The sequence below is a fragment of the Dietzia sp. UBA5065 genome (assembly GCA_002415925.1).
Taxonomy (GTDB): Bacteria; Actinomycetota; Actinomycetes; order Mycobacteriales; family Mycobacteriaceae; genus Dietzia.
Genome location: DIAZ01000072.1, coordinates 31,304 through 43,881, shown reverse-complemented (window position 1 = coordinate 43,881; position 12,578 = coordinate 31,304). Strand labels below are relative to the sequence as shown.

General features: G+C 70.4%; 11 protein-coding genes. 5 read left to right on the top strand and 6 right to left on the bottom strand.

Annotated elements, in window-relative coordinates; genetic code table 11:
• The 4 genes from B4M60_RS05500 to ychF all read right to left on the bottom strand — a co-directional run.
• The coding region (locus B4M60_RS05500; protein ID WP_291081055.1) for a glycosyltransferase family 2 protein at positions 1-779 on the bottom strand (779 nt) is incomplete at its 3' end.
• Positions 776-3,748: a bifunctional diguanylate cyclase/phosphodiesterase gene (locus tag B4M60_RS05495; protein WP_291081073.1), complete on the bottom strand. Its 2,973-nt coding sequence runs from the start codon at positions 3,746-3,748 to the stop codon at positions 776-778. The genes B4M60_RS05495 and B4M60_RS05500, both read right to left, overlap by 4 nt.
• 211 nt (positions 3,749-3,959) lie before the next feature.
• Complete coding sequence (locus B4M60_RS05490) at positions 3,960-5,609, bottom strand: MFS transporter (RefSeq protein ID WP_291081053.1); 1,650 nt, start codon at positions 5,607-5,609, stop codon at positions 3,960-3,962.
• Between the two features lie 124 nt (positions 5,610-5,733).
• On the bottom strand, positions 5,734-6,813 hold the full coding sequence (gene ychF, locus B4M60_RS05485) for a redox-regulated ATPase YchF (RefSeq protein ID WP_291081051.1): 1,080 nt from the start codon (positions 6,811-6,813) through the stop codon (positions 5,734-5,736).
• Positions 6,814-6,911: 98 nt separating this feature from the next.
• On the opposite strand from ychF, the gene B4M60_RS05480 reads away from it, so the two are divergent.
• Positions 6,912-8,429 carry an AI-2E family transporter gene (locus tag B4M60_RS05480; protein ID WP_291081049.1) on the top strand — a complete coding sequence of 506 codons (1,518 nt, stop codon included), beginning with the start codon at positions 6,912-6,914 and terminating at the stop codon, positions 8,427-8,429.
• Between the two features lie 11 nt (positions 8,430-8,440).
• Positions 8,441-8,932, top strand: a complete 492-nt coding sequence (locus B4M60_RS05475) for a DUF6542 domain-containing protein (protein WP_291081047.1) — start codon at positions 8,441-8,443, stop codon at positions 8,930-8,932.
• A 28-nt stretch (positions 8,933-8,960) separates the two neighbouring features.
• Here the strand turns inward: B4M60_RS05475 and B4M60_RS05470 are convergent, their stop codons facing one another.
• Entirely contained in the window at positions 8,961-9,941 is a 981-nt protein-coding gene (locus B4M60_RS05470; protein ID WP_291081045.1) for a 4-hydroxy-3-methylbut-2-enyl diphosphate reductase, read from the bottom strand.
• Positions 9,942-10,012: 71 nt separating this feature from the next.
• Between B4M60_RS05470 and B4M60_RS05465 the strand changes: the two genes are divergently transcribed.
• The 3 genes from B4M60_RS05465 to B4M60_RS05455 are packed head-to-tail and all read left to right on the top strand — an operon-like array spanning position 10,013 to position 11,915.
• Positions 10,013-10,384, top strand: coding sequence for a hypothetical protein (locus B4M60_RS05465; RefSeq protein ID WP_291081043.1), 372 nt, complete (start codon positions 10,013-10,015; stop codon positions 10,382-10,384).
• Complete coding sequence (xseA, locus tag B4M60_RS05460; RefSeq protein WP_291081042.1) at positions 10,381-11,682, top strand: exodeoxyribonuclease VII large subunit; 1,302 nt, start codon at positions 10,381-10,383, stop codon at positions 11,680-11,682. The genes B4M60_RS05465 and xseA overlap by 4 nt, the downstream gene beginning before the upstream one ends.
• A complete protein-coding gene (locus B4M60_RS05455) occupies positions 11,682-11,915 on the top strand; it encodes an exodeoxyribonuclease VII small subunit (RefSeq protein ID WP_291081040.1) in 234 nt (77 codons plus the stop codon). The genes xseA and B4M60_RS05455 overlap by 1 nt, the downstream gene beginning before the upstream one ends.
• Before the next feature lie 23 nt (positions 11,916-11,938).
• Here B4M60_RS05455 and B4M60_RS05450 read toward each other — a convergent pair whose 3' ends face one another.
• The gene (locus B4M60_RS05450) at positions 11,939-12,502 is read right to left on the bottom strand and encodes a DUF4245 domain-containing protein (protein ID WP_291081038.1); all 564 of its coding nucleotides are present in this window, start codon (positions 12,500-12,502) and stop codon (positions 11,939-11,941) included.
• Positions 12,503-12,578 lie beyond the last annotated feature (76 nt).

Sequence of the window (12,578 nt, the reverse complement as noted above, 5' to 3'; positions counted from 1 at the left end):
ATGTCGCGACTGTAGCGCGTGTACTCGTTGCGCTGGTACTGGCCGATCCAGCCCGAGCCGGGCTCACCGTAGAACAGGCCTCCGACCGCCATGAGCGCACGGTCGTCGGTGAAGCGCCGTCGCGCCTCGGCCAGGAACCCCTGATCGAGCACGGTGTCGGCGTCGACGACCATGACGACGTCGTTCTCCCCCAGCTCCGGCAGCAGGTCCGCGAGGACCTGGTTGAGCCCGCCCGCCTTCTTGTGCCGGTTCTCCCGTGTCTCGAACACCTCCACCCCGGCGGCCACGGCGAGGTCCGGCGTCGCGTCGGTGCAGTTGTCGGCCACGACGATGATGCGCTCGGGCGCGGCATCCTGCGCCTGCAACGCCTCGATGGTCGCCGAGATCCGGTCCGCCTCGTTGTGCGCGGGAACGAGAACGGTGATCGTGACCGGTCCGTGGAACACCCCTCGAGTGGCCGCCATGACGACCTTCGGCGCGAGCGGGATGTCCTCGGCGTCGGAGGACCTGCGATAGCGGTTGGTGACGGCCACCTCCACCACGACGGCGATCGCGACGAACACCACAGAGACGGTGACGGCGGCGATGAGCACGCTGGCCGGCGGGGAATAGTCGTCGTAGAGGACGTTCCACAGACCGAACAGTCGGACCTCGCGAGCGCCCGGAGAGGTCGGATCCGACAGAGAGATGGCGAGCCAGAGCATGAGACCTGCCATCGCCGCCAGCCCCACCACGCCGATGCCGACGATCCGGCCCATCGAGAAGCGTTCCCTGCTCATCTGTCCTCCATGTCGACTCCGACGGCCGAATCCACGAGGTGCGTGGAGAGGAACTCGTCGAGGGGAAGCGACATCCCGATGTGGGAGCCCTGTGCGTACGTGATCCCCGCGAGTCGGGCAGCGGAGAGAATCCGCTCGTCGGAGACGAATTCGGCCACTGTGCGCATGCCCTGCCCCTCGGCGAGGTCGACGATGGACCTCACTATGCCGCTGTCGATGTCGCCGTCGGCCATGTTCTCCACGAACTCACCCGCGATCTTCACGATGTCGACCTCCAGTTGCCTCAGGTAGCGGTACGGCTCGCACCCCGCGCCGAAGTCGTCGAGGGCGAGGCTCACCCCGTGCTCACGCATGGTCCGTCGGAAACTGCGCGCGGACTCGATGTCCGTGATCGGTGCCGTCTCCGTCACCTCGAGCACGAGCGAGCCGAACGGCACTCGGTGGACCTCGAGCTCGGACACGATGACGCGCGCGACCTCGTCCGACCCGAGCGACTGCGCCGAGATGTTGAGCGAGAGGCGGAATCCGGGCCTGGCACGCTGCAGTTGCGGCAGCAACCGGATCCCCCGCCGCAGGACCCGCGAATCGAGTTCCGGTCCGAGACCCGCTCGCTCCACCGCCGCCACGAACTCGCCGGTCGACATCTCCTGCGCAGAACCCGCGTCACGGACGAGCCCCTCGGCGAGCACCACCCGTCCGGTCGCCAGTTCGACGATCGGCTGCAGCTCGAGAGTCAACGCGTCCGATCTGAGAATGCGCTCGACACGGTCTCGGGGGACGACCGGCGGGACCGGACCGGTGCTCCCCTCCCCGGACCCGGGCGCGACAAAGCAATCCCGCCCCGAACGCTTGGCGTCGTAGAGCAACTGGTCCGCGCGGAGCAGCACGTCGGTGGCGCGGTAGCGGGCGTCGGCGAACAGTGCGACGCCGATGCTCGCGGTGACCCGACCCAGGGCATCGGGGCGGTCACGGAACCGCCGGCGCACAGCGTCGACGATCCCGCCGGCGACCGCGATCGCGATCGATTTGTCGGCGCTTGGAAGGACAATGGCGAACTCGTCGCCGCCGAGTCGGGCGACGACATCCGTCGAGCGGACGGACGCCGTCAGCAACTGCGCGAACTCGACCAGGAGCTCGTCGCCAACATGGTGTCCGAGCAGGTCGTTCACCGACTTGAAATCGTCGAGGTCGATGAGGAGTAGCGCCCCGGCCCCCGACTCGGATGCGCTGCGCTCGAGGATCGACTCGAACTCCCGATCGAACCGACGGCGGTTGATCAGTCCGGTGGTCGCGTCGTGGTCGGCGAGGTGGGAGACCAGGTCGTGAAGCTCCTGCCTCTCGGTCACGTCGACCGCGTTGACGAGCAGTTGCGGGGACGACTCGTCCCCTCGGGTCATGGTGCGGAGCGAGAGCGCGACCATGACGCTCCGCCCGTCCGCGGCGCCGAGGGAGCGATCGGCGCGGACGAGCGTCCCTGGTTCGCCCAGGGCCAGGCCGATTTCCTCGTCCAGGTCCCCGTCGACGCAGAACTCGTCCAGGCGACGCCCCGGAAGTCGGTCCTCCGGGACACCCACCAAGTCGCCGAATGCGCGGTTGGCCTGCAGGATCCTGCCGTCGGTGCCGAGGGTCGCGACGCCTTGCGGCGCGTCATCGAACAGGTCCTGGGCCTCGTCGCGGGCGCGCTGGAGTTCCCGCACCAACCGGTGACCTTCGGTGAGGTCGTGGTACAGGAGGAGCGCCTGATCGGGTTCGGCTCCTCCCGGTCCGTAGAGCGGCGACGCGCTCACCGAATAGGTCCGGCGGTCGCCGCTCGGGGCACCAGGGGACGGATCGGCGAGCTCTACGATCATCGCTCGCACGGATCCGCCCCCGAGCGCCTGTGCGATGGGGCTCAACGTCCCGGGCAGACCCACGTCATAGACCTCGCGGATCGGACGGGACGCGTACCCGCCGCCCGGATTCGCGACCACCACGTCGTATCCCGCCGAGTTGACCGGCATCGCTCGACCTTCACGATCGACGGTGACCACCGCGTCCGGGATCGTCATGGTCAATGCGCTCAGCTCCGCGTTGATCGACGATCGTTGCTGCACGGTCGTCGACACGACGAGAGTCAGTAGGACCGTCAGGATGATGAAGATCTGGATCGCCAACGCCTGTTGGACAGGGGTCTCAGGGGCGGCGAAGGGACCCGCACCGATCCAGTACGCGAGGATCGCCGCGGTGACCGTGGTGAAGACCGCGTGCACCGCCGCAGACGACACCGGCAGCCTCGTGGCGCTCCAGAACAACGGAAGCGAGGCGAGGTAGGCGATCGGCAGCTCCTGGCCGGGCCCGAAGATCAGCGCGAGCAACACCGACGTCGCGGCGAGCGCGATCGCCGTGTGACGCAACGCCGTGGCGTCCACATCCCGCCGCCCCCACGACGCGATCGCGAGCCCGGGTCCGGCCACGACCATGACGCCCGCGAGATCGCGCAGGACGAGACTCATGTAGAGGGACATCGAGACGGCGTCGCCGTCGAGTGCGAACCACACCATGCTGACGCACTTGGCCAACGGGAGGGTGATGAGGCTCGCGATGAGCAGCCGATAGACGTCACCGGGTACCGCGATGCGGGCGAGCTTCTCGCGCCCCCTGACCGCGGGTAGCCACTCCTCCCTCTCCCGCACCCGCTCGAGCGCCTCCATGACGGGCCGGATCGCGGGTCCTGAGAGGACGTAGGCCACCCCCAGCAGCCAGACCGTCTCGATAGAACGGCCGTTGACGAGGAGCATGTACGAGGTGGGAACGGCGAAGACGAACGCGCACACCAGCAGGAACGACCGCCGACTCCGACACGTCAATGCCCACCACACCGCGACGCCGGCGGACGGCCAGACCAGCGAGACGGCCGTCCCCGGATTCACGAACTTCACCGTCGCCACCGCGACGACGAGGTAGGCGAGCGCGAAGAGACCATGCCGCAGCAGAGGCCGATCCGCGAGTGGACTACGTCCGGCCGACGCGCCTCCGGCGACGCGGGGCGGACCACCGGTCGGATTTATATAGAAAGCCTAATCGACCATCCGGTCGCGGCCGTCCGGGGCAGCCCCGGTCGTGCCCCACAGCGCCGCCGGTGCTTGTCGCCGCCACGTGCTCACCGCCCGACCCGTGCCGTCAGGTCACCCGCGAGCGCCGTCAGTCGCCGACCGGTTGCGGCTCGGGCGCGACGTCGTCGGCGTCGTCGTCCTCGCGGCGCGCCGGCGGGGTCGCCGGCAGGCCCACGGTCGCGACCAGGCCGACGAGCAGCGCGAATGCCGCACCGAAGGTCGTGACCCGGGCCGCGGTGACCATGGCATCCTCTGCCGCCGTCTGCACCTCCTGGCTCAAGCCGGGCATCGATGACAGTCCCGGGATCGCGGCGCCCGCGGACCCCTTCACCACCGAGACGGTCTGCTCCTGCGCCTGCGGGCTGAGTCCGGCGATCCCCTCGAGATTCGACGACGCCGCGTTGGCGAGCGTCGTCACCAGGACCGTGCCGAGGACGGCCACGCCCAGCGCTGCGCCGAGTTGGCGGACCGTGCTCTGCAGCCCGGAGGCCTGCCCGCTCTGCGCGACCGGAACGTCGACCATGATCACGTTGGTGAGCTGGGCGGTGGCGAGCCCGACGCCCACGCCGTAGAGGAAGAGCCACGCCGCGAGCACCCAGGCGTTCGCGGTGGCCGAGATGCTCAGCGCCAGACCCGCCACCGCGGTGACCTCGAGCAGCAGCCCGATCCGCACGATGCTGCGCCCGCCCATCCGTCCGGCGAGCTGGGCGGTGCCACCGGAGATGAGGAAGGTGCCGATTGCGAGCGCGAGGATCAGCAGCCCGGTGTTGAGCGCGGTGAATCCCAGAACGCTCTGCACGTAGAGCGGCAGGGCGAACAGCATGCCGAACTCGCCCAGCGAGACGATGAGCGCGGCGATCGATCCGTAGCGCAGGCTCCGGATGCGCAGCAGCCCGAGATCCAGCAGCACCGGCCTCCCGGCGCGGGCACGGCTGAGTTCGACCACGACGAAGGCCACCATGGACAGGATTCCGATGGCGAACGCGAACGGCACCGGCGAGAGGGCGTAGGGCCAGGTCCACCCGCCGATCGACGGCGCCGTGTCGACGTTCCACCATCCGTAGCGCTGCCCCTCGATCAGGCCGAACACCAGTGCCGACAGACCGACCACCGACAAGGCGATCCCGGCGACGTCGACGCCACGCTCGGCGTGCGGGTCTCTGGTCTCGGGGACCCAGAGGATCGTGCCGACCACGATGAGGATGCCGATCGGCAGGTTGATGAGGAAGGCCCAGTGCCAGCTGACGTATGTGGCGAGCCATCCACCCACGAGCGGGCCGACCGCCGCCATGCCGCCGATCGTCGAACCCCAGATCGCAAAGGCGATCCCTCGCTCGCGGCCGGTGAACATCGCGTTCACGGTCGAGAGCGTGGAAGGCAGGATCATCGCGCCGCCGACACCCTGGAGAAGGCGACCCAGCAGGAGAACCGCGCCGCTGGGGGCGGATGCGGCAATGAGGCTCGCGAGCACGAAGATCGTGATGCCGATGAGCAGGAACCGCCGCCGGCCGAACAGGTCGCCCATGCGACCCACCGTGATCAGCAGCGCCGCAAACACGAGCGCGTAGATCGAGTTCGCCCACTCGGCCTCCGACACGTTCAGCGAGAGGTCCTGGATGAGCACCGGCAGGATGACGTTCACCACGGTGGCATCCATGATGATGATCGACACGGCCAGCGACACCGTCGCCATCGCGTACCAACGCTTGGGATTGGGGGAAGTCTGCGGTTCGCCCACGGGGTTTCTTCGTTCTCGAAGGCTGGTCACTCGGCGCCAGAAGATGCTGACGCGATGTCAGCATACTCCCGGGTCGCCGGTGCCTTGCCAAGAGCCGTGAGGTTCCGGGGCGATCGTCGCGCCACTACACGTTGAAGCGGAACTCCACCACGTCGCCGTCGACCATCACGTAGTCCTTGCCCTCCATGCGCACCTTGCCGGCGGCCTTGGCGGCGGCCATCGACCCGGCGGCGTCGAGGTCGGCGAAGGACACGATCTCGGCCTTGATGAAGCCCTTCTCGAAGTCGGTGTGGATCACGCCGGCGGCCTTGGGGGCGGTGTCGCCCTTGCGGATGGTCCAGGCGCGGGACTCCTTGGGGCCGGCTGTGAGGTACGTCTGCAGTCCGAGGGTGTGGAATCCGGCGCGGGCGAGCGAGTTCAGGCCCGGCTCGTGCTGGCCGATCGACTCCAGCAACTCCATGGCATCGTCCTCGTCCAGTTCCAGGAGCTCGGCCTCGACCTTCGCGTCGAGGAACACCGCATCGGCGGGTGCCACCGCCGCCCGCAGTTCGGCTTGCCGCGCCTCATCGGTCAGGACGGCCTCGTCGGCGTTGAACACGTAGAGGAACGGCTTGGCGGTCATGAGATGCAGGTCGCGGAGGAGCCCCCGGTCGATCTCGTCCTGGGCGGCGAACAGGGTCCGCCCGTCCTCGAGCACGGCCTGGGCCTTGCGCACCTCGTCGAGCTGGGCCACCAACGACTTGTCCTTGCGGGACTCCTTCTCCAGGCGCGGGACCGCCTTCTCGATGGTCTCCAGGTCCGCCAGGATCAGCTCGGTGGCGATCACCTCAATGTCCGCCATCGGGTCGACCCTGCCGTCGACGTGGATCACGTCCGGGTCGTCGAACACCCGGACGACCTGGCAGATGGCGTCGGCCTCGCGGATGTTGGCGAGGAACTTATTGCCCATCCCCTCCCCGGTGCTGGCGCCCTTGACGATCCCGGCGATGTCCACGAACGACACCACGGCGGGCAGGATCCGCTCGGAGCCGAAGATCTCGGCGAGGCGGGCCAGCCGTGGGTCGGGCAGGTCCACGACCCCGATGTTGGGCTCGATGGTGGCGAACGGGTAGTTCGCCGCCAGCACGTCGTTGTTCGTCAGGGCGTTGAACAGGGTCGACTTACCGACGTTGGGCAGTCCGACGATTCCGAGGGTGAGGCTCACGAGGCACCAGTCTACGGCCCGACCCCGGCGACTCCCGCCCCGCCACCCGCGCCGTCGTGAGGAAGCGCCCCCACGGGTGCTCTGACATCATGTGGTGCATGAGTGACGACCCGAAGCCGCTGCCTCCCGTCGGTGGCGACGAGGACCACGTCGACCGGTCCGTTCTCATCGGCATCGGCGGGCGGTGGGTGACCGACTGGGCGCTGCGCCTGGCCATCGTGCTGGTGGCCGGCTGGCTCCTCTCCCGGATCGGCGGGGCCCTGTGGGTGGGCATCCTGCCGATCCTGCTCGCGCTCATCGTCTCCACGGTGCTGTGGCCACCCACGGGGTGGATGACCCGGCGCGGTGTCCCCGCGTCGCTGGCCGCCCTCATCTCGGTCGTCGGGACGCTCGGCGTGGTCGCGGGGGTCATCGCGCTGATCGCCCCGTCGATCGTCGAGCAGAGCGTCCAGCTGGCGGACCAGACCTCCGAGGCGATCGGCGAGGTGCAGGACTGGCTGCGTGGTCCGCCGCTCAACATCCGGGACGAACAGCTCGACGGGGTCCTCGGCCAGCTCAGCTCCACCCTCCAGGACCGGGGCGACCAGATCGCCAACGGGGTGTTCACCGGCGTGACCGCGGTGGGATCCCTCGTCGTCACGCTGGTCCTGGTCCTGGTCCTCACGTTCTTCTTCATCAAAGACGGGCCGCGGTTCCTCCCGTTCGTGCGCCGGATCGCCGGCCGCAACGCCGGCCGTCACCTCACGGAGGTCGCCACACGCGCGTGGAACACCCTCGGCGGGTTCATCCGGACGCAGGCGATCGTCTCGTTCGTCGACGCCGCGCTCATCGGGATCGCCCTCGTGGTCCTGGGTGTGCCGCTGGCGTGGGCCCTGGCTGTCATCACGTTCCTCGCGGGGTTCATCCCCATCGTCGGTGCGGTGACGGCCGGCGCGCTGGCGGTGCTCATCGCGCTCGTCGCCAACGGGTTCACCACCGCGCTCATCGTCCTGGTCGTGATCGTCGCGGTACAACAGCTGGAGAGCAACATCCTCCAGCCCATCCTCCAGTCCCGGGCGATGAACCTGCACCCCGTCGTCGTCCTGCTCGGCGTGGCCGCGGGCAGCACCCTGTTCGGCATCATCGGCGCCTTCCTCGCGGTACCGGTGCTGGCGGTGGTCGCGGTGATCCTGCGCTACCTCGGCGAACAGATCGACCTGCGGACCGGCGACGTCACCGCCTCCGACCTCGCGTCCGCCACGGACGAGGGCCGCCTCACCGCGTTCCTGGGCGAGTTGTCGAGTTCGCGCTTCGCTCCTCTGCGCAAGAGCAGCAGCGCGATCATGGCCGGGATGCTGGAGGCGCGACCGAACCACGGCGCCGTCACCGTCGATCCGGGAACGGGACCCGTTCCCGGCGGCGGCGCGGTCCTTGTCGGAGGAGGGGACGACGACGAGGTCGCCGGCCGCTCGACCGGATCCACCGCGGGGTCCGCCGGGTCCCCGGGGGAGCCGACCCCCGCACCCGGACCCATCGATCCGGAGGCCGTGACGGGCGAACGGCCCTCGCCGGCCGAGGCCGGGACCAACCCCCTGCGTCGCTTCGGTCGATTCCTCGCCCGCCGACTCGAGGGCTAGAGTCTCACGCTGTGAGTACACGCAGGAGTGGAAGGGTCCCGGCGGACGAGAGGTCCGTCATCGCGTCCGTTCGCGGGCTCCCCGCCTGGACCGCGGTGCTCCTCGCGGTGGCCATCTCGCTGACCGGGGTGGCCATCGATTCGGTCACCGGCGCGCTCGGCGCGGGGTTCACCGTCGCCTTCTTCCTCGGATGCCTCGTCGCTGTCCTGGCCGTGGCCCGGCGGTCGGTGTTCGTGGCCGGCGTCCAGCCGCCCATCGTCATGACCGTCATCGTCCCGCTGGTGTCCGTGATCGCCGGTGCCGGGCTGACCGCCCAGATGTTCTCGCGGAGCCAGCTGGTCTCGTTGATCCTGCCCCTGGCCACGCGGTTCCCGCTGATGATCGTCACCACGCTCGTGGTGGTGGCCGTCGCCCTCATCCGCGCGTACGTCCTTGAGCCCCGCTCGGGCCGTGCGGCGGCGGCCCGCCCGCATCGCAGCGCCCCGGCCCACGCCCGCCGCTAGGTCGGGGTGCCGGGGCGCTGCGCGCGGATCAGGCCTTCTGGCTCAGGCGCAGCTCGCGGGGCAGGGAGAAGGTGATGGTCTCCTGCGCCGTGCGGACCGTGGAGACGTCCCGGTAGCCGTGCTCGGCCAGGAGGTCCAGGACGCCGCGGACGAGGATCTCCGGCACGGAGGCGCCCGAGGTCACCCCCACCGTACCGACGCCCTCGAGCCAGGCGGTGTCGATCTCCTTTGCGTAGTCCACCAGGTGACTGTCGCGGGCACCGGCCTGGAGCGCGACCTCCACCAGCCGCACGGAGTTCGACGAGTTCTGCGACCCCACCACGATCACCAGGTCGCACTGCGGCGCCATGGCCTTGACCGCGGTCTGCCGGTTCTGGGTGGCGTAGCAGATGTCATCCGAGGGCGGGTCGATCAGCGTGGGGTACTTCTGCTTGAGGCGGCGCACCGTCTCCATGGTCTCGTCCACGCTGAGCGTGGTCTGCGAGAGCCAGATGAGCTTCTCGGTGTCCACCGGGATCTCGAGGGCGTCGACGGACCCGGGGCCGTCGACCAGGGTCACCACGTCGGGCGCCTCCCCCGCGGTCCCCTCGACCTCCTCGTGGCCCTCGTGACCCACCAGCAGGATCTGGTAGCCCTCGCGGGCGAAGCGCTTGACCTCGGTGTGCACCTTGGTCACCAGCGGGCAGGTGGCGTCGAACGTGGTGAGCTCCAGCTTCAGCGCGCTCTCCCGCACCGCCGGCGAGACGCCGTGCGCGGAGAACACGAGGTTGGACCCGCGCGGGACCTCGTCGGTCTCGTCGACAAAGATCACGCCCTGGTCCTGGAAGGACTCCACCACGTGCTTGTTGTGGACGATCTCCTTGCGCACGTACAGCGGGGCACCGTGCGTGGCCAGGGCCTGCTCGACCGTCTCGACGGCCCGGTCGACGCCGGCGCAGTAGCCGCGCGGTTCAGCGAGAAGCACTCGCCTGGTGGCCGGTTCGGCGATCATGTCGGTCTGCTCGGTCATGACCCCAGGGTACGGTTCAGGGTGACTTTCGACCATCACGCCTCCCGGACGCCCCCGGCAGAGAGGTTCCCATGCTCCGTCCCTTCCTCCTCACCCGCGCCTCGATCGGACTCGCCGCCTCCGTGGTCGAGCACGCGGCCGCCCTCCCCGGCCGGACGGTCGAGGCCGTCGCCTCGCTGCCGACCGTCCCCGTCCGGGTGGCCGGCGGACTGGTGCAGTCGTATCTCCACGCCGGTCAGACCCTCACCGCGCTCGCCGTCAAGGGTGACAGGGTGATCGCCTCGGTCTTCCCCTCGAGGTCCGACCAGCCGGAATGGGCGACCTTCGACGAGGACCGGGCGGACCCGGACGACCGGTACGGGACCGCCTCCCCGACCGGGGGTGACGACGACCCCGACGACCCGGACGTCCCGTCAGGCCGCGTGGCCCCCCGCGCCACGTGACCACCGGATCGGCCAGGACCCCCTCCAGCCCCGAACAGCCGTGGCCGGTCCGGGTGGTCTCCGACCAGATCGCCCAGTGGATCCACCGCCTGGGGGCCGTCTGGGTCGAGGGGCAGATCACCCAGCTCAGCCTCCGGCCGGGCACGCGGACGGCGTTCCTCACCCTGCGTGACCCGTCGGTGGACAACTCGCTGACCCTCACCTGCCCGCCCAGGCTCATCTCCGAGTCCCCCGTGCCCGTGACGGAAGGCAGCCGGGTGGTGGTCCGCGGGACACCACGGTTCTACACGGGCAGAGGGTCGTTCTCGCTCCAGGTCTCGGAGATCCGGCCGGTGGGGGTGGGCGAGCTACTGGCCCGGATCGAGAGGCTCAAGCAGGCGCTGGCCGCCGAGGGGATCTTCGACCCCCGCCTCAAGCGGCCGCTACCGTTCCTGCCCACCTGCGTGGGCCTCGTCACGGGCCGCGCGAGCGCCGCCGAACGCGACGTGGTGGAGGTGGCCCGCGGGCGGTGGCCCGACGTGCGCTTCGCCATCCGCAACACCGCGGTCCAGGGACCGACGGCGGTGCCGCAGATCCTGGACGCCCTGGCCGAGCTCGACGCCGATCCCGGGGTCGACGTGATCATCCTCGCCCGCGGCGGCGGGTCGGTCGAGGATCTCCTGCCCTTCTCCGATGAGGCCCTGGTCCGGGCGATCTCCCGCTGCCGGACGCCCGTGGTGAGCGCGATCGGCCACGAGCCGGACTCCCCGCTCTCGGACCTGGTCGCCGACCTGCGCGCCGCCACCCCCACGGACGCCGCCAAGCGCGTGGTCCCGGACGTCGCCGAGGAACGTCGCCGGATCGCCGAGGCCCGCGCCCGCACCGCGCGCGCCCTCCGCGGGTGGCTGGAGCGCGAACGCCACCAGCTGGCCGCCCTCCGCTCACGACCGGTCATGGCCGACCCGCACGGGATCGTCGCCTCGCGCGCGGAGGTGGTGGCGGAGGCGCTCCGGGCGGCCCGCCGGGACATCACCAGGATCGTCCACACCGAGTCCACCTCGCTGGGTCACCTGTCGGCGCGCCTCACCACGCTCGGTCCGGCCGCGACCCTCGCGCGCGGGTACGCGGTGGTCCAGTCCGTCGCCGGGGACCACGACGGCAGGGTGGTCTCCTCGATCGCCCACGCCCCGCCCGGGTCCCAGCTGCGCATCCGGGTGTCCGACGGGGCGCTGTCCGCCGCCGTGCTCGGCTCGACCCCCGCGGCGGGACGCACCACCGCGGCACCCACCACACCGACCACCACCGAGGAGCAGTCCTGATGTCAGACGAGCAGACCCCCGTCTCCGAGCTCGGATACGAACAGGCCCGGGACGAGCTGATCGAGGTGGTCCGCATCCTCGAGGCCGGCGGCCAGGACCTGGACGCCTCCCTCGCCCTGTGGGAGCGGGGCGAGGACCTCGCCGCGCGGTGCGCCGAGCACCTCGACGGGGCGCGGGACCGGATCGACGCGGTGTTGGGCGACGACGACGAGGGCGCCGACCGCGGGAACTGAGCCCCGTCGGGCCGGGCCCGGGGTCACCGCCCCCGCGGGAGCGGCTCCGCGACCTGGACCGCCGCGGCGAGCGCCTCGAAGTCCGAGGTGGTGGCCGAGCCGGTGACCGCCACGCGGACGTCGTCCAGGTCGAGCACCCACACGGGACGGACGTCGTCCCCGGTGAGCACGGTCCACTCCCGACCGCCGATCGGGATGATGGTGCGGCCGGGCCGCGGCCCGCCGTTCAGGGACCGGAACGCGTCCTCCGGGGCGTCGGACTGGACGAGCTCGACGAAGCTGCGCTCCCCCGTCACCCACCCGACGTGGCTCGACGTGGTCCCGGCAAAGGCCTCGACGCGGCCCGAGTTGGAGGTCCACCCCTCGGGGACCTCCGGCGACCGGATGGGGAAGTCCAGACCGCGCGCGTCCTGACGCAGCGAGGCGTCGGCATCGAACTGCGGGATCGCCCCCTGCTGCGGCCCGGAGGGACTGAAGGTGCATTGGCCGGCCACGCCCGCGAAGATCCCGATGATCGCCATGAGCACCACCACGGACCAGAACATGTCGCGGTTGCCCTGCAGGATTCTCGGTTTCGCCTCGGCCACGGCTGCGAGTATCCCACCCACCCGGGGCAACTCCGGCGCGCGGCCCCCGACGGGGGCGGCGAGGTGGAACAATGGG